This is a genomic window from Undibacterium sp. GrIS 1.2, assembly GCF_040544435.1.
Lineage (GTDB): Bacteria > Pseudomonadota > Gammaproteobacteria > Burkholderiales > Burkholderiaceae_D > Undibacterium.
This window is the reverse complement of the sequence record NZ_JBEONP010000004.1, coordinates 83717-101385: the sequence shown is the minus strand read 5'-3', so window position 1 is coordinate 101385 and position 17669 is coordinate 83717. Positions and strand designations below refer to the sequence as shown.

The window sequence follows — 17669 nt, the reverse complement described above, 5'->3', positions numbered from 1 at the left end:
ATTATTGATCACCTGTCTTGTTTGCATCCCTATTGTCCGCCTGGTGTCCTTGCAGCGCAGACACATCCTTACGCAGCTCGGCTAAGGTATCTGCCAGCAAGCGGGGTCTATTACTCAGTGTGGTTTTTAACCACCAGCCAAGTCCAATCGCCGTGCCTGAAAATATGCCCAATAAAGATAGTAAAACGGTTAGGCGATAGCTGTCCCAGAACGACGCAATCAGCAATAAAATCAGCAATAAAACAGCGATCCCTGCACAAAATAATGCAACCAGTGACCACAGCAAATAGGAAGAAAAGCGCGTTAGCTCTTCTTCCACTTCTACTGAAATCAATTCTAGCCGTGTGTATAGAATGCCGATGACATTGGCTGATAGCCGCGCGATGGAATCAGTGATCGCCATAGCCTTACTTACGCGAGATCAATAGACCAATTAATAAACCAACGCCGGCGGCAATACCTGCTGACTGCCAGGGATTATCTTTGACATAGACGTCTGTCGCGTATGCCGCGTCTTTTGCTTTGGTGACGACCAGATCTTCGATACGCTCAATTTCTGCTTTCGCGTTTTTGATTGTATGTTCAATTTTGGCTTTAGCAGACTGGAAACCAGCGCTTCCTTGCTGCTCAGAATTTTTTAATAATTCTTCCGCGTCTTTAATAACTTGGGTCAGGTCATGCATCAATTTTTCTTTATGCTGTTCAGCTGAGCTCATGATATTTCCTCTCAAAAATAGTGAAATTGAAAAACAAGTAAAGCCTGCATAAACTATTTAATACAGCTTTCACTGTAGTGCATAGTCCAGTGCGACACCAGCAAAAATAGCAGCGCCTAACCAGTTATTGTGACGAAACGCCTTAAAACAAGCCAGTCTTTCTCGTCGGCGTATCAGAGTGTAATGGTACAGGGCACATGCCACTGCCAGCGCTATACCCGCGACAAACCAGGTACCCAAACCTTGCTGCCAGCCTACCCATAATATGAGTAAAAAACTCAAGCAATAGCATAGCATCACCGCCAGCACGTCAAACTGGCCAAAGGTAATGGCAGAAGTGCGTATGCCTATTCTCAGATCATCATCTCTATCGACCATCGCATATTCTGTATCGTAAGCGACAGCCCAAAAAATATTCGCCAATAACAAAATCCAGGCAGTCACAGGTACGGTATTTTGTATCGCTGCAAATGCCATCGGTATTCCAAACCCAAAGGCGATTCCTAAATATGCTTGAGGTATGGCAAAGAAGCGCTTGAAATAAGGATAACTGCCAGCGATTAATACCGCTATTACAGACAATTGTTTAGTCAGCGTGTTTAACGGCAATATCAATAAAAATGAGATTAATGCCAGTATCACTGCAATCACTATCGCCTCCCATGAGGCAATTTTCCCGCTAGTGATTGGCCGTTCGGCCGTACGTTTGACATGCTTATCAAAGTCCCTGTCTGCAAAGTCATTGATCGCGCAGCCAGCAGAACGCATCAGAGCGGTACCTAGACTAAATATCAATACCAGTTGCCAATTGGGTTTGCCATTGGAGGCGATCCACAAGGCGATTAAGGTTGGCCAAAGCAATAGCAAAATACCGATAGGTTTATCCAGGCGAACTAATTGGATGTACAGTAAAACTCGATTTGAAAGCAGGCGCATAAAATTGGATTTGGGGTAACCAACAAAAAAATTGGCATTTGATGGATAGATGATTTATTTCGTTTGATGGCAGAATTATAAGTGCTATCTGCGCACGCGATGGATGATAATGCTATCGTAGTACGGCTGTCACATTCCGGTCATAGAATGAGGGCATCTGACTAAAGAAAAGATTTGAGACAATCTGAGACAAATCCGGAGTTCACTTGCTTACAAAGCTGGCTCCAGATTTTTAAAAAAATTAAAAAGAAAGACAATGATGAAAATTAAATTCACATCCATTGTTCTCGCCATGCTCGCTATGGGGACAATATCCAATTCTGCTCACGCGCTGACTGAAATTAGCTGGTGGCATTCGATGACCGGCGCTCTGGGTGATCGGGTTAATGCGCTTTCGGAGCAATTCAATAAAAGCCAGTCAGATTATAAAGTCGTACCAGTCTACAAAGGTAGCTACGATGAGGCGATGGCTGCTGCTATTGCTGCATATCGCGCTGGCAACGCACCGAATATTTTGCAAGTATTTGAAGTCGGCACCGCTACCATGATGTATTCCAAAGGTGCGATCAAGCCGGTGACTGAGGTCATGAAATTAGCTGGCGAGCAATTTGACTCTTCTGTGTATATACCTGCGGTTGCCGGTTACTACACCACGCCAAAAGGTGAAATGGTGTCGTTCCCTTTCAATAGTTCGACGACAGTTTTTTACTACAACAAAGACATGTTCGCCAAAGCAGGGATGGATCCTAATAAAGCCCCGGCGACCTGGCAAGAAGTGGTTGCTGCTGCCGCCCGTTTAAAAGCAAATGGCGAAAAATGTGGGTTCACTACTGGCTGGCAAACTTGGGTACATCTGGAAAGTTTTTCTGCCTGGCACAACGTTGAGTTTGCTTCCAAGGGTAATGGTTTCGGTGGACTGGATGCCAGGCTGAAATTTAATGGTCCGTTACAGGTCAAGCATATTGAGAATATGGCGAACTGGGCCAAGCAAGGCTACTTTACTTACGCTGGTCGTAAGAACGAACCGGAGGCGAAGTTCTATTCAGGTGAGTGCGGCATGCTGACCTCATCTAGCTCGGCGTATGGCAATGTAGTCAAAAACGCTAAATTCAAATTTGCGGTTGCGCCACTTCCTTACTATTCTGATGCTGCGGGTGCGCCGCAAAATACCATTATTGGTGGCGCGTCCTTATGGACGATGAGCGGTAAAAAAATTGATGAATACAAAGCGGTTGCTAAGTTCTATAAATTTTTATCGCAGCCAGAAGTGCAAGCCAAATGGCATCAGGAAACGGGTTACTTACCGATTACTAATGCCGCTTATGAGCTGACGAAGAAGTCTGGTTTCTACGATAAAAATCCCGGCCCGAATATCGCCGTGCAACAGATGATCGTAAAAACCACAGACAAGTCACGCGGAATTCGCTTAGGTAACTTTGTGCAGATACGCACCATCATGGACGAGGAATTGGAATCCGTCTGGAGTGGGAAAAAGACGGCAAAAGAAGCCTTAGATAATGCCGTCGCGCGCGGCAATGAGTTGTTAGAGCGGTTTGAGAAGGCCAATAAATAAATGAGTGATCTATGGTCATAGATCGTAGATCACTAGCAATTTGATGCATTCTAGAAATTGATTTTACTTATAGGTTGATCTTGGAAAAACGCGCCCGATTCCGCTCTGCATGGCTGCCTTACGCATTGGTAGCGCCACAAATTATTGTGACGCTACTGTTTTTTTTCTGGCCTGCGGTACAAGCTTTATATCAATCGGTCTTGCTGCAAGATGCATTCGGCATGTCTACTCAATTTGTTTGGCTAGACAATTTTAAGACGCTGTTTGCTGATCCTAGTTATTTAGAGTCTTTCAAAACTACCGCACTGTTCTCGATTCTGGTCGCCGTTTCCGGTTTAAGCATCTCCTTAGTCTTCGCGGTATTCGCAGACCGGGTTGTCAAAGGTGCTGCGATTTACAAAACTTTTTTGATCTGGCCGTATGCCGTGTCACCGGTAGTCGTCGGCGTGTTATGGATGTTTTTACTGAACCCGACTTTAGGTATTGTTGCCCATGCTTTGCGGCATATTGGTATTGAGTGGAATAGTTTGCTGAACGGGCAACACGCGATGATTTTGATTGTGTTAGCCGCAGTCTGGAAGCAGATTAGTTATAACTTTTTATTTTTTCTGGCGGGTCTGCAATCGATCCCCAAATCTTTGATTGAAGCAGCGGCAATTGACGGTGCAGGACCGGTAAAACGTTTTACTACGATTGTCTTTCCTTTGCTATCACCAACCTCATTTTTTCTACTGGTGGTGAATATTGTCTACGCGTTTTTTGATACCTTTGCGATTGTCGAAGCGACTACGCAGGGCGGCCCGAGTAAGGAGACAGAAATCTTGGTCTACCGCGTTTTTAACGATGGTTTTAAAGGCGGCGATCTTGGCAGCGCGGCGGCACAATCGGTGATTTTGATGACAATTGTGATTGTGTTGACGATCGTCCAGTTTAAATATGTAGAGAAAAAAGTACAGTATTCATAAGCTTTGTACTTTTCAGGATAAATAGCATACTGTCAGTGAGTATATTTAGTCGTCCATATAGTCATTGGGCAATCAGTCATATTTCATAAAATAGTGGGGGAGTATATGAAAAATTCCTCTGCAATGCTTGAATTGAACCTTAATTACAACTGAAGTAAATCTGATTTGCCTCAACTATGTAGCGCGACCTGATTGCAGTCCCTTAAGTGAAAGTCAGTCCATGATAGAGCGTCGTCCAATATTGGATTTCATCAGTCACCTAGTTTTAATCATCGGTGTGCTGATTGTGGCTTTTCCCATCTATATTGCCGTAGTTGCCAGTACCCAGACCGCAGAACAAAGTGCGCTGGCACCGATGTCTTTGTTACCCGGTAATCAGTTCGTCCAGAATTTTTCTACGGTATTAAGTAGCGGCGCGTCCGGCAATGTTTCTACTAGTCCGGTGGCCAGAATGTTGTGGGTGAGCCTGGTATCTGCATTGATGATTGCCATCGGAAAAATAGCTATCTCTATGCTGTCAGCATTTGCGCTGGTGTATTTTCGTTTTCCTGGGAGAACCTGGTTTTTCTGGATGATTTTTGTAACCTTGATGTTGCCGGTAGAAGTAAGGATTTCTCCTACCTATAAAGTCGTCTCCGATTTATCCATGCTCAATTCTTACGCTGGTTTGACGATCCCTTTAATCGCTTCTGCTACGGCGACTTTTTTGTTTAGGCAATTCTTTCTGACGGTACCTGAAGAGTTGGCAGAGGCGGCGCGAATAGACGGCGCCGGGCCATTACGTTTCTTTAAAGATGTGCTCTGGCCCTTATCGCGGACCAATGTGATTGCACTTTTTGTCATCATGTTTATTTATGGCTGGAACCAATATTTATGGCCTTTGTTAATCTCAACCGAACAAGGTATGTATCCGATCGGTATTGGTATTAAACAGATGATCGCTGGTGGTGACGCTGCGGTGGAATGGAATCTGGTCATGGCGACTTTATTGCTGGCGATGTTGCCTCCGGGATTGCTGATCGTGATCATGCAAAAATGGTTTGTCAAAGGCCTGGTTGATTCTGAGAAGTAAGCGCAACTTAGCTACAACTGAGCTACAACTCCGCTAAAGACTGCGCCGCCGACTGTATGTACGCAAAGCAAAGATTGCTATTCACCACACTCTCTCAAAACGGGATAAAAGAATCATCATGGCTCAAGTCCATTTAAAGAATGTCAAAAAAACGTATGGCAAGGCTGATAAGGCCGTTGATGTGATTCATGGTGCGTCGATGGATATTGCTGATGGCGAATTCATTGTCATTGTCGGCCCATCAGGCTGCGGTAAATCGACTTTATTGCGCATGGTTGCCGGCTTAGAAGAGATTACTTCTGGCGAGGTAGTGATTGGGGATCGCGTCGTTAATCAGCTAGAACCCAAAGATAGAGATATCGCGATGGTGTTCCAAAACTATGCCTTGTATCCGCATATGACGGTGTACCAAAACATGGCGTATGGCTTGAAGATACGTCGGTTTTCTAAAGACGATATTGAGCTGCGGGTACAAAAGGCAGCAAAGATTTTGGAGTTGGGTGAGCTATTGCAGCGCACGCCGCGCCAGCTCTCTGGCGGCCAGCGTCAGCGCGTCGCTATGGGACGTGCAATTGTGCGTGAGCCAGCTGTTTTTTTGTTTGACGAGCCTTTATCCAATCTGGACGCCAAGCTACGGGTACAGATGCGCTTAGAAATCCAAAAGCTGCATCGCACGCTCGGTACGACCAGTTTGTATGTCACACATGATCAGGTCGAAGCAATGACTTTGGGGCAGCGCATGATAGTGATGAATGCTGGCAAGGCAGAGCAGATCGGCACGCCAGCCGAGGTCTATAGCAAACCGGCAACGACCTTTGTCGCCAGTTTTATCGGCTCGCCACCGATGAATTTATTGCGCGGCAAAGTTAGTGCGGATGGGCGGCAAATACAATTTGGCCAAGCCATTGTCAATTTGCCAGTCTTGAAGTCAGTTGCCGATCAGATCGCCAATCACGATCTGATCATGGGTGTACGTCCAGAGCATTTATTGATAGGCATGCCCGGTTTGCCGTTAGAAGTAGAACTGGTGGAATCCTTAGGCGCGGATTTGCTGGTACATGGCAATTGCGCCGGACAAGCGGTGGTGATTCGTACACCGACGGGGACGCCGGTGGAGGCGGGGCAGCGCACGACGGCAGGTTTTACCGCCGATGTACTGCATTGGTTTGATCCATTAACGAATCAACGCCTGAGTTAGTCTTAACTTATTAGGCTTAACTGAGTTGGCATAACTGATTAAACTTATTCGGTGAGTCTTAATGATTTAAGCGTAAATTGATAGCTTCAATATTTGGTACTTGTTTGAGAACTTAAGTCAAAACTACGAATTTACGCTTCGGCTTTTCATCGATATTTTTGTCTTTGATGATCGCAGCAGCGGCAGCGTCCACACCGGGTATTTGATGGATGCCAATCTGGCTAGTTTGTCGCTTCGCTCCTATTACCATCCCAGAAAAAAAGGCGATTGTGATCAACACACCGATGGCAATAACAGTGGCAACAGCGCTGGTAGCGAGAGAATATTTGGGCAGGGTATTCATCTGAGGATTCCTCCATTTTTACTCGTTAGATGAGAGGCTGCCGATGTCGCCCACCTCTCATCTATGACATCTTTAATGACTCATGAAGACTGCAGATTTAGAACTTGTAACCTACGCCGAGTGAGAACATATGAATAGGTCCCTTGGCGGCATTGTTTGCGTCGCTGACTAAGCGATCGTAATCGGCATTGAGGCTGATATTTTTCGTGAGTGAGTAACGTGCGCCTAAACCTATTACTGGAACAACGGAATGATTGGTGTTGCTGGTACCAAGAAATGACGAGCCATATTTGTCAGTAGTGTATGCAGCACCAGCCCGTCCGTTGAGCGAGAAGTTATTGAAATTTGCTTGTAAAACGTAAGAAGCTGCTAGTCCCTTCGTGTTGAATGAGTCACTAGAACCAATGAAAGTTCTAGTTGCGCTGCCTACTTTGTAGTACATCAACTCAATGCCCTGTGAAACATTAATGCCTTCGAATAGGCTTGGCGCCCCCATATAGCCAGCGTAAATTTTGCCGCTGGAATTTGCCTTGCGATTACAGCCAGTCTGACCATTAGAGCTGCAGTCGAGGTCGTATTTGGCTTGAGCTGCAATGTTGAGACCTGCATAAGCACCTGCTTCTGTTGTGGTCGTGTCAGCAGCCATTGCGCTGGTGGCGGCTGTACCTAACAGTAAGCTGGCGATGCTGGCGAAAAAAATGGATTTTGCTTTGAACATGATTGCCTCGATAAATGAGTTTTTAGAAGTTTCCTATTGAGTTGCTATCGGTATATTCGCTATCGCATCTCAGTCGGTCTTACTCCAAGCAGGTCTCGCGATGTTTGTCTTAAAACTCTCTTAAAACAGTGATGCTTGACCTCGGAGCGCAGTGTTGCAAACATTTCCCTGACGTACTAGCTAATTGTGCGAAGATGCAAAGTGCGATATCTTAGGTACTGTTTTGCGGTACTTTTTTAGTATTTTTGTTACCCTTTGAACTTTATAAGACTTACGCAAAATTGACCTGGCAAGGCCTAGCGATGCAGCCGGGCGGTTTTGCGTAAGTCCTACTTTAAAGAAGACATTTATGAGTTCTCCTGAATTGGTGTTGCAGGTTTTACGCCATGAACTGCGTGCAGCCGGCGTCACCTACAAAGTATTGGCTGAGCGTATAGGCATGAGCGAATCCAGTATGAAGCGGATGTTTGCGCAAAAAGATATGGCCTTGTCGCGTCTTGCCGCGATCTGTAAAGCGGCGGGGATTGCGCTGGAGGATGTGTTGCGTCAGGCCGCTGATGTGACGCCGCATTCTGATAATTTGACTCTCGCACAAGAGAAGTCCTTGATGTCTGATCCCAAGTTATTACTGGTAGCGATCTGTTGTCTGGGTCATTGGACGCTGGAGCAGATTGTGGAAACCTACAATCTGTCTGAATCGGAATGCATCTTGCAACTGGTGGCTTTGGATCGTCTGGAATTGATAGAACTACGACCGCATAACCGCTATCGCTTAAATGTCTCTAGCGCGTTTCACTGGCGGCCTGATGGCCCGGTACAGCAATATTTTCGGGAACATATTGTCAGCGATTTTTTTAATGGTCGCTTTGACGGACATGGTGAAACAGTGCTCTGTGTACCTGCCAGATTGTCTGTCGCCAGCGCGCAAGAAGTAGTACAAAAAATCCATCAGTTGGTGGCGGAAATGGCGCAATCGCATCAAGATGATCGTCGTTTGCCAGCAGCGGCACGTGATGGTTTTACGCTGCTGTTAGGGTTCCGCTCATGGGAATTTTCGGCATTGACAGTGCTGCGACGTCAGGAAACTACCGAGCATGTACCCAATATCACCAAACCGGCCCGAGGAAAAGATACAAACTAGAGCTGTCACCATGAGTTGCACCCGCACCAAAATACAAGGGACCAAAGCGGGTGTCCATTGCGATAAAAGCGCTACCTGCTCGTTTTAAATTACCAAAACGTAGTGGTTGTTCTGCCCCAAAACCGCCGCCTAATTCTGCCGAGAAGCCCAGTCGTATTGCACCACCCAACGTCGTTGGCATATTGCCTATGCGGCGTGCGATGACGGCGCGGCCTAGTAAAATCGTATTGCCGTCTAACGAATCAGCCGTGGTACCAGACAAGCGTAAAAATCCCCCCAATGAACTAGAGGCAAAGCCGCGTTGCGCATGCGACCATTCACCATACAGATGCCCCGCCCAATCACCGGTTTGGAACGCCGTCAGGCCTGTCAGTGATGATCGCGCCAAAGAGGATTCGCCTATATCCTTGCTTGGCGAGCGCTCCCACAGTGCTGTTAATAAATTCCCCTGTGTCGGAAATGCCAGCGAGTCTAACGTATCAATCCGTAGCTGAGCAAATTGGGTGGTGTCGTAACTACGTGCACCAGGCGCATTCACATCTTCCGGCAAAATTACATTGTATTTGCCAAAGCGACGACTCAGTCCAATTTGAATATCACCCCAATTATCTAATTCGCGGCCCAGCACCAGACTACTGCTGGTAGTGCGTGCGCTCACACGATAAATTTTGCGACCTTGCTGGAATAAATCGATGCCAGATGCGCCAAACTCCAGCGACGGTGCCACATACCATGGGGAGCCTGATGCCAGCGGTTGCCATAACTGTGTGCCGAACTGTCGCTGGCTACCGATTTTTGCCACGGTACGCAGTTCAGCACCGTAGCTATTGAGTGAGGAGGCAATGTGCATAAAGCTCAGCGCAAATTGATTATCGTCAGAAAAATCACTCGATAGTTCCAGCCCGACGCGCAGACGGTTGCGGCTAGAATTGGATTCAGTCGGCTTAATCACTACACTACGCTGCCCGTTATCGTCGGTGATTTCGGTCTCCACATTGTCGAGGTCGCCGCGACCATATAAGCGCGATGTTGCCTGACGAATCTGATCCGGAGTAAGCGATTGCCCCTCGCGCAGACCGGATTGCGTGACCAGAGCTTTGGGGTTGATATAGCCGTGACTTTCTACCTCAATTTTAGCGATAGGTAGGGCTTGGGTGACATCGTCTGGCGTGGCGGTGGCAGCCAGACGTTGTTGATCAAGCAGGGAATATTGTTCGGCGCTCACACTCAGATGTTGCAGCCGCGGCGCCATTTTGTTGGCAGCATCTTCCCCCACTTTGATGGTTTTTTCGAACTGAGCGAAATCTAAAAAACTAATCCCCGATAAATCCGGTGCGATCAATACATCCTTGCTGCCCAATTCTTTAATCGAACGTTGCACGTTTTGCTCGGTCAGAATTTGCAGCATCTGTTGCGCCACGCCGAAGGCACTACTGAGTTCGCTCTCTTTTGCCAGCGGAGTCCCGACATTGACTGCAATCACAATATCCGCACCCATGGCGCGAGCCAGTTCTACCGGAAGATTACGCACCAAACCGCCATCAACGACCAGCCTTTGGTTCAGTCGTACCGGTGCGAAAACACCAGGTAACGCCAGCGATGCCCGCATGCTTAAAAATAGCGGCGTATCGCTAAGCTCGACTAAATCCCCCGTCAATAAATCGGAGGCAACCGTGCGGAACGGCAAGCCCAACTGGTTGATCGGACGGTCGCGCATACCTTGCGGTAACAAGCGGGTCAACGCTTGTTCCAGCGCAGCATTGCCTGCGGCGGCTGGCGGTAAAGATACGCCAGCTTTAGTGATGGCAAGCTCGATACGGGATGGCAGTAACTGATCTTCTTCTTTGCGCCTGAAATCCAGATCGTAGCGCGCTGGCCGATCTGCCAGTACGCGGTCCCAGGCGGTTTCACGTACTAATTGTTCCAGCTCGCTGACCGATCGTCCCGCCGCATAGGCACCACCGACTACCGCACCCATGCTGGTACCTACCACAATATCCACCGGCACCCGTTGCGCCCGCAATGCGCGCAACACGCCAATATGCGCAAAGCCACGCGCGCCGCCACCGGATAAAACCAAGGCAACTTTGGGACGTGCAGGTATAGCGGGAATGCTGAGGGATAAATTTGTAGTTGCGCTCGTGTTCGTAGTTGCAGACACCGCAGTGGTTTGTGCCAAGACTACATGCGAGCCGGATGCCAGCGCAAAAGCAGTGCACAGCCAAAGCACAGTCGTCGAGGAACGATGGATGAAAGTAGCGACTACACGGGAGGGTGACATCATCAGTTTTACCTTTAGCAAATAACCTGGCGCAAGAATGCTGGGAGTATAGCTTCAGACCTGAGCTAAAACGAAGAACTGGCGGCGATCGGGTGTCAGTTTCGCTAGAAGCAAACGCAGTTCATTGGATTTTAGTCAGCTTGGGAATTAGAAAATGGATGACTTACGAACTAGAGAAAATGTCTCTGTTCAGATTGAATGTTGATGTTCAAACGAGATGGGGCGTCAGTCAGGCTAAACCCACGCCGGAATGACATGCAAAAGCAATACGCTACCAATACAACTCCATCAAAACCCAATCTGAACATAGTCCAAATAATATACTCATGGTGAGTATATTTAATCGTCCAGAGAATCATTGGACAATAAGGCTAAAAACTGAAAAATGGTGGGGAGTATATGACGGTGCCCTCTATTTTATAGCTTATCGTTGCCTTTACTCTGGCTTGCATTGCGCTTCGGCCAGACGCATTTTTTTTGCTGGATGTTGTGCCGTTCCCTGATAGTCCAGCCAGCATTGCTGGTCACGCAATACCAGCTTAAATACATTGACGGGTTCGACCACGCGGCCTTGCATCAGTTGGCCTGACGAGTCATAACGCGGAGTGCGCGCGAAAACAAACTGGCTGCTGTTGATCAAGGTATCGTCTGCTAAATTGACTACAGAGATATCCACGTTTAAGGAGCTTGCTACCATTTGTCGCAACTGCTGCTGCACGCTAGTTTGTGCTGCGGACGCTGATGTTAGATGAGCCGGTATCTCGGCAGAGGCGTTGATGGCCTGGCACGCCACCAACGATACGCCTGCCAGCAAGCCACAACTGAATTTGTTTAACAAACGGAAATTGTGGCGGTTGCTTTTCATTTTTTGCCTGCGGTGTAGATCGCGATTTCTTTCGATATCGGACGGACTAATAGCATTGGACTAGATAGAGCTTGTCCCGGCAATTGAACGCCGCTGCTGGCGGCAGGGCAGACACGGTTGTTGCGGTAGCTTAAGGCGGCTGCTAGTTGCCCTTCTGCTGGATCGCCGATGGCATGGGTGAAATCATCGGCAACGCTGCAAGTCGGCGGGATGCCGTCAGCATAGTCACCAAAGCCTTTGTTATTTACCCCTTTAAATTGAATCGCAAAATAAGTTGTGCCGCAATTCGGTGTCGGGTAAAAACCGTAAGGTTTGCCGCAAGTTTGCGCACCGATGACATCTACTTCAATATCAATCCCTTGCAGACTGTTGATTACCGATTCACTGGCGGAACAGGTCCCGGCTGTGGTCAATACGCTGACTTTTTTCAGACCCAGATACGGCAAAGCTTGTCCCGATGTGGCCGAAAATCCCTGGGTAGTGGAATAAAACGGTGTCGGTGTCCCTGGTAAGTATTTATCGTTAAATTGAGTTTGCTCAAAGGTTTTACCTGCGGTGGCGGTCGGGCCTGCAATCATATAAGCCAGTTCGCTGGCGATGTTTAAGTAGCCGCCGCCGTTATAGCGCAAGTCCAGCACCAGGTCGGTGATACCCGCAGACTTAAGTTGATTGATTGCATTGATCAACTGCAATTCTGATACGGCATTATGGCTGTTGAAGGTCAGATAGCCAACATTGCCAGTCGCGGTGGCGATGGTTTTAACATTCTGAACGGGCGTGGTCGTAACATTGCTTGCCGCGAGGGTGACACTGATATTGCTGGCGGCGCGGGTGACCACGAATTGATGTGTTTCACCCGCGGTTGCCGGGAATAAGCCAGCGTTTAATGCGGCCACGCTGGCACTGTCTGAGCTGTTCAAAAAGTCGACATTGTCGACAGAGAATAATTGATCGCCGCGGCGTAAGCCCGCATTGGCCGATGGTGAGCCTGACTCTACATAAGTAATAACCCATTTGCGTGGCTTAGTACCGCTAGGGCTGGTTGCCCAATTGATGCCATAACCCAGTTCTACGCTCTGCTGGGATAGCGCATCCCATTCCGCGGACGTATAGGTAAAATGGAACTGATCTTTGGGTTTGCCGGAAGCAGTAATTGCATTGGTTTTAAGATCATTAAAATAAGCAATCGCTGAACTGTAATTGTCTGGATTGAGCGTCGTTGGTACTTCTTTATACCAAAGATAAGTTTCATCAATCCAGGAACGCAACCAGGTTTTTTCGTTGGCGAGCGTTCCTTGTTTGTCGGGGTAGGGCGTGTTGCCGTTGAGTGGATCTAAACCGGTCCGCGGCGATTGGCACAGATTCTGAACAGTGCTCGATGCGACCAGCGTTGTCGTACCCGTTGTGGCAACTGCCGCAGTCGTAGCTGAGCCACCACCACCGTCACCGCAGGCGGATAACATTGAAGTTACAGCGATAGTGAGTGCAAATAAATAGCGTGATTTCATCAGCATAAAATATCAGGTCAAGATAAAAGGATGGACGGGGACAATATCAGATTAACGCTGATGACAAAAGCTCACCAGACAATTCAGATAATATCTTGCCCGATTCTACGGTAGAAAAACATCCCGGTTACAAATATTTATACTTCGCTGATAGCTATCCTGATTTGCGGCCATTTCGTATACTGAGGTGTCTCAGTCAGCCAGATTGACCAGAGAGTTGAGCACATGATCGCGCCAGACACCATTGATTTTTAGGTAGGATTTGGCCACGCCTTCCTGCTCAAAACCGAGTCTCTTCAGGAGGCTGGCACTGCGGATGTTTTCCGGCACATGATTTGCCATAATCCGGTGTAAGCCTTGCTGCTGAAACATGTGCTGAATACCTGCTTGCACGGCTTCCATCATGTAGCCTTGCCCTTCTGACTCTGCATCGACGGCATAGCCCAGATGACATGCCTGAAAAATGCCACGGACGATATTACTGAAGTTACAGGTGCCGATGATTTGTGATGAGTTTTTTAGAAAAACGGCCAGCGCCAATGACTGACCTGTTTCGATATTTAAGCAACTACTGAATAAGCGTTGCTGACATTGTTCCAGTTCAAAAAAACTGTCGTCACGTGCCGGCTCCCAAGGGGCCAGATGTATTCTATTTTTGAGCAGGTAGGTTTGTAACAGCGGCGCATCTTCGGGATTCAGAACGCGCAGTTGCAGCCGGGTTGTTGTGATAGCGGTGGTGAGCATGATCAGAGCCAAGACTTATAAAAATTTGAGTCCGGCGATTCCCGCTACGATCAACCCCATGCACATTAGTCGGGTTACCGTCGCAGCGTCGCCAAATAAAATAATGCCCATGATGACGGTACCGACTGCACCGATGCCAGTCCAGACCGCATAAGCAGTGCCTACTGGCAGCGTTTTCATTGCCAGAGAAAGCAGCCAGACGCTGGCAGCCATGGCGGTTACGGTGCCGACCGAAGGCCACAGCCGAGAAAAATTATCAGTGTATTTGAGGCCGATAGCCCATACAACTTCGAGTAAACCAGCGACGAATAAAATGAACCATGCCATAGGTAGTGTGTGATTAATGTATTGGGATTTTAATGGTGCTGCTGTACTGGTGGCGACGTTGTGAACGTCAGAATTACAACGTCAGACTTATAAAATCGCAGTTAATCAAGGGAAGACGACAAAACAATCAACGAAAAATCAGGCAAATACGCCAGATTTTATTGCGCGCTGGCGGCTTCGTCCAGCATCTTGACACCAGGCAAGTCGCAAGCCAATACCGCTTGGCGAATCGCTTCAATTGCCGCTTGACGGGTAAAGCTTTTGCGCCATGCAATCACGACGCGTCGTTCGGGGACCGGGTCACTAAATGGCAGATAGCGCAGCATGCCATCTTTGGTTTCCAGATCCGGTACCGATGCCATCGGCAAGACAGTGATGCCAATGCCAGAGGCGACCATATGGCGTATGGTTTCCAGCGACGAGCCTTCAAAACTACGGGCGATACCATCGCCAGCGGTAGAGAAGCGTGACATTTCAGGACAGACTTCCAGCACTTGATCGCGGAAGCAATGACCGTTGCCTAGCAACAGCATGGTTTCGGGTTTAAGTTCTGCAGTGGAGACTTCAGTGCGATCCGCCCAGATATGATCACGCGGTGTTGCGACTACAAATGGCTCGTCATATAGGGCTTGCACCATCATGCCTTGATCGGGCAAGGGCAATGCCATGATGGCGGCATCCAGTTCTCCCTGACGTAACAGCTCCATCAATTTAACAGTGAAATTTTCTTGCAGCACCAAGGGCATTTGCGGTACTTGCTTGATCATCGTTTTGACCAGCGTTGGCAACAAGTAAGGACCTACTGTGTAAATCACACCAAGGCGGAATGGGCCAGCTAGCGGATCTTTGTTCTGTTTGGCAATTTCTTTAATAGCGGCGGTTTGTTCTAACACCCGTTCAGCTTGCGCCACGATTTGTGCGCCCAGTGGTGTGGTCGACACTTCGGTGCCACCACGCTCAAAAATGGTAACGCCTAATTCTTCTTCGAGTTTTTTGATGGCAACTGACAAGGTCGGCTGCGCGACAAAACAGGCTTCAGCCGCGTGACCAAAGTGCTTTTGGCGGGCGACTGCGACGATGTATTTTAATTCTGTGAGTGTCATGGCGCGGGGTCTATTAGCAATTAAATCGGGAGTGCGAATGAGTCTAAACGGGTACAGGGCTAGGCGCAAAGAGAGCAATAGTGCAAGCACTATAAGCGATTTGCAACAACGCCATGTACCCGTTTAGGCCATTCCCGAAGGGTTCAGTCCAAAGCGCACGATGAACCGCGTTGCATATCTTGCTGAGGCTCCAGCCTCAGCAGCGACATGCGCCTTGCCATCCTGCGCTTTGGGCTGAACGCATCTCCCAATTTAATTGCTAGTAGACCCCAGTGTGGCACAGACTTTTGCCAGCGTCAGCAAGTGCTTATCTTTGTTGTCGATGAAAAGATAGAAATGAGGGGAGTATTTTTAATTGTCTATATTTTTATTGGACAATTAGGCATTATTCTGCCATACAGATGGGGAGTATAAATTTTTTTCGACTTGTGTAAAAGGCAAAAAAACTGTGGTTTTGGTGTGTATTTGCAAGCGATACGGCGGTATCGACAGAAAAGTGTTGCCTCGAGTCTTGCATCATTCACGCAGCACTTTTCCATCGTTAGACATTTATAGATCTGCTACGCCATTTTACTCATGGCTCGCGTTAGTTCATGGTGTCCTTGCGCGGTACCACTTTCCGGCACGATTTCGCCATCACGATTTTTGATATCGGCTAATTGTGCCGCCAGACGTTCTGGTGCATCGTCGCCGCGACCGATCCATGCACCTTGTGTCATGGTGATATGGGCTGCTTCAAAGCTGCCAGCACCGGCACATAAAATCGTGCGAGTCGGTGCACTTTCGGCTGCCAATACTAGCATCGCCGGCACAACATCAGACGGTTGCAGCGCTTGCAGCATGGCTTCAGGGAACAGGCTTTCTGTCATGCGGGTGGCTGCGGTTGGTGCCAGACTATTTACACGGATATCGTTTTTCGCTCCTTCCAGCGACAGGGTTTGCATCAAGCCAACCAGCGCCAGTTTAGCTGCGCTGTAATTGGATTGTCCAAAATTGCCGTACAAGCCAGAAGATGATGTGGTCATCACGATACGACCATATTTTTGTTCGGTCATGATAGGCCAGACCGCTTTGCAGCAGTTGACCGCGCCCATCAGATGCACATCCATTACCAGTTTAAAATCGTCCAGCTCCATTTTGGCAAAACTCTTATCGCGCAAGATCCCTGCGTTATTGATCAGGATATCGACCCGACCCCAGGTGACCATCGCCTGTTTGACCATCGCTTGCACGGCGACAAAGTCCGTGACGGACGCGCCATTGGCAATTGCTTCGCCACCAGCCTTAGTGATTTCTTCCACCACGGCTAAAGCCGCAGCAGACGACCCGCCAGAGCCATCACGCGCGCCGCCTAAATCGTTGACGACTACTTTGGCACCGCGCTTCGCCAGCGCCAACGCATGCTCACGTCCGAGTCCACCACCTGCACCAGTTACGATAGCCACGCGGCCTTTAAAATCGATCGTCATTGTTTTGCCTTTAAGAATAAGGGTATAAAAATACAGAACTTGAAAAAAGTACGACTATTCTATTTTAATTTACAGCCTTAATATATAAGACTGACGCAAAAGAGCAAAACAGCGGATGATTGCCCATCCTCGAGTTCACTTCGCCAATTTTTTCTGCATCATGATGGCACCGCCCATAGCGGGATCAAGTTCATAACCAGCGAAACCGATATCCTGATAAATACCCTTAGCCAGATGGTTGCCTTCCAATACTTCGAGTGTGATTTTGCAGCAGTGCAGTTCTTTGGCAATGTCTTCAATGTGGGCGAGTAATTTTTTGGCAATCCCCATACCTCGATAATCCGGCAACACAGCGATGTCATGAATATTGAGCAGAGGCTTGCAGGCGAACGTGGAGAAACCCTCAATGCAGATACTAAAGCCTGCTGGTTGATCATCAACATAGGCCAGAATCGCTCGGATCGTGCTCCGTTTTTGTAATTCTTGGATGAGGTTATTCTGAGTATATACAGATAGATGTTCGCCGCCGCCCATGGGATCTAGGGCATAGCTGTTGAGTAACATGACGAGGTCACCAGCGTGCTGTGGATTATTCAGATCGGCATTAATAATTGTGAGCATAGTCTTTGTCTTTTTGATGATGATTGAATGATGTTGCTGAGGACTTGCGCCTTTGGGGTGTGACTGAGAATGATCGCGGCAGAACAGGT

The 17669-nt window shown here is 48.1% G+C and carries 19 protein-coding genes; 6 read left to right on the top strand and 13 right to left on the bottom strand.

The features are described from left to right. Position 1: 1 nt before the first annotated feature. The 3 genes from AAKU61_RS02925 to ubiA all read right to left on the bottom strand — a co-directional run bounded on the left by AAKU61_RS02925 (position 2) and on the right by ubiA (position 1652). Complete coding sequence (locus AAKU61_RS02925; RefSeq protein ID WP_354329515.1) at positions 2-403, bottom strand: phage holin family protein; 402 nt, start codon at positions 401-403, stop codon at positions 2-4. 4 nt (positions 404-407) lie between these two features. After that, positions 408-716, bottom strand: a complete 309-nt coding sequence (locus tag AAKU61_RS02920; RefSeq protein WP_322119845.1) for an ElaB/YgaM/YqjD family protein — start codon at positions 714-716, stop codon at positions 408-410. A gap of 69 nt (positions 717-785) precedes the next feature. Then, positions 786-1652 carry a 4-hydroxybenzoate octaprenyltransferase gene (gene ubiA, locus AAKU61_RS02915; RefSeq protein ID WP_354329513.1) on the bottom strand — a complete coding sequence of 289 codons (867 nt, stop codon included), beginning with the start codon at positions 1650-1652 and terminating at the stop codon, positions 786-788. Between the two features lie 259 nt (positions 1653-1911). Between ubiA and ugpB the strand changes: the two genes are divergently transcribed. The 4 genes from ugpB to AAKU61_RS02895 all read left to right on the top strand — a co-directional run bounded on the left by ugpB (position 1912) and on the right by AAKU61_RS02895 (position 6460). Further along, positions 1912-3225: a sn-glycerol-3-phosphate ABC transporter substrate-binding protein UgpB gene (gene ugpB, locus AAKU61_RS02910; protein WP_322119843.1), complete on the top strand. Its 1314-nt coding sequence runs from the start codon at positions 1912-1914 to the stop codon at positions 3223-3225. A gap of 80 nt (positions 3226-3305) precedes the next feature. Continuing rightward, a complete protein-coding gene (gene ugpA, locus AAKU61_RS02905; RefSeq protein ID WP_354329511.1) occupies positions 3306-4190 on the top strand; it encodes a sn-glycerol-3-phosphate ABC transporter permease UgpA in 885 nt (294 codons plus the stop codon). A gap of 220 nt (positions 4191-4410) precedes the next feature. Next, positions 4411-5262 (top strand): sn-glycerol-3-phosphate ABC transporter permease UgpE, encoded by an 852-nt coding sequence (gene ugpE / locus AAKU61_RS02900; RefSeq protein WP_322119841.1) that lies wholly within the window; start codon positions 4411-4413, stop codon positions 5260-5262. Between the two features lie 118 nt (positions 5263-5380). Next, positions 5381-6460, top strand: a complete 1080-nt coding sequence (locus AAKU61_RS02895; RefSeq protein WP_354329509.1) for a sn-glycerol-3-phosphate import ATP-binding protein UgpC — start codon at positions 5381-5383, stop codon at positions 6458-6460. A gap of 112 nt (positions 6461-6572) precedes the next feature. Here AAKU61_RS02895 and AAKU61_RS02890 read toward each other — a convergent pair whose 3' ends face one another. Continuing rightward, positions 6573-6803: a hypothetical protein gene (locus tag AAKU61_RS02890; protein WP_354329508.1), complete on the bottom strand. Its 231-nt coding sequence runs from the start codon at positions 6801-6803 to the stop codon at positions 6573-6575. Between the two features lie 97 nt (positions 6804-6900). Next, on the bottom strand, positions 6901-7521 hold the full coding sequence (locus AAKU61_RS02885; RefSeq protein ID WP_354329506.1) for an outer membrane beta-barrel protein: 621 nt from the start codon (positions 7519-7521) through the stop codon (positions 6901-6903). Between the two features lie 349 nt (positions 7522-7870). Between AAKU61_RS02885 and AAKU61_RS02880 the strand changes: the two genes are divergently transcribed. Then, positions 7871-8662 carry a helix-turn-helix domain-containing protein gene (locus AAKU61_RS02880; protein WP_354329504.1) on the top strand — a complete coding sequence of 264 codons (792 nt, stop codon included), beginning with the start codon at positions 7871-7873 and terminating at the stop codon, positions 8660-8662. Here the strand turns inward: AAKU61_RS02880 and AAKU61_RS02875 are convergent. The 6 genes from AAKU61_RS02875 to AAKU61_RS02850 form a co-directional block, all read right to left on the bottom strand. Then, the gene (locus tag AAKU61_RS02875) at positions 8628-10943 is read right to left on the bottom strand and encodes a patatin-like phospholipase family protein (protein ID WP_354329502.1); all 2316 of its coding nucleotides are present in this window, start codon (positions 10941-10943) and stop codon (positions 8628-8630) included. The two genes, AAKU61_RS02880 and AAKU61_RS02875, sit on opposite strands and share 35 nt — an antisense overlap. A gap of 436 nt (positions 10944-11379) precedes the next feature. Beyond that, positions 11380-11808, bottom strand: coding sequence for a hypothetical protein (locus AAKU61_RS02870; protein WP_354329500.1), 429 nt, complete (start codon positions 11806-11808; stop codon positions 11380-11382). After that, a complete protein-coding gene (locus tag AAKU61_RS02865; protein WP_354329498.1) occupies positions 11805-13316 on the bottom strand; it encodes a S41 family peptidase in 1512 nt (503 codons plus the stop codon). The genes AAKU61_RS02870 and AAKU61_RS02865 overlap by 4 nt, the downstream gene beginning before the upstream one ends. A gap of 192 nt (positions 13317-13508) precedes the next feature. Continuing rightward, a complete protein-coding gene (locus tag AAKU61_RS02860; RefSeq protein ID WP_354329496.1) occupies positions 13509-14060 on the bottom strand; it encodes a GNAT family N-acetyltransferase in 552 nt (183 codons plus the stop codon). 15 nt (positions 14061-14075) lie between these two features. After that, positions 14076-14387, bottom strand: coding sequence for a quaternary ammonium compound efflux SMR transporter SugE (gene sugE / locus AAKU61_RS02855; protein ID WP_354329494.1), 312 nt, complete (start codon positions 14385-14387; stop codon positions 14076-14078). Between the two features lie 158 nt (positions 14388-14545). Continuing rightward, positions 14546-15490 (bottom strand): hydrogen peroxide-inducible genes activator, encoded by a 945-nt coding sequence (locus AAKU61_RS02850; protein WP_354329492.1) that lies wholly within the window; start codon positions 15488-15490, stop codon positions 14546-14548. A 207-nt stretch (positions 15491-15697) separates the two neighbouring features. On the opposite strand from AAKU61_RS02850, the gene AAKU61_RS02845 reads away from it, so the two are divergent. Then, the gene (locus tag AAKU61_RS02845) at positions 15698-15904 is read left to right on the top strand and encodes a hypothetical protein (RefSeq protein ID WP_354329490.1); all 207 of its coding nucleotides are present in this window, start codon (positions 15698-15700) and stop codon (positions 15902-15904) included. A 146-nt stretch (positions 15905-16050) separates the two neighbouring features. Here the strand turns inward: AAKU61_RS02845 and AAKU61_RS02840 are convergent, their stop codons facing one another. Together AAKU61_RS02840 and AAKU61_RS02835 are read right to left on the bottom strand one after the other, a co-directional pair. Beyond that, a complete protein-coding gene (locus tag AAKU61_RS02840; RefSeq protein ID WP_354329488.1) occupies positions 16051-16959 on the bottom strand; it encodes an SDR family NAD(P)-dependent oxidoreductase in 909 nt (302 codons plus the stop codon). A gap of 135 nt (positions 16960-17094) precedes the next feature. Continuing rightward, entirely contained in the window at positions 17095-17580 is a 486-nt protein-coding gene (locus AAKU61_RS02835) for a GNAT family N-acetyltransferase (RefSeq protein WP_354329486.1), read from the bottom strand. Positions 17581-17669 lie beyond the last annotated feature (89 nt).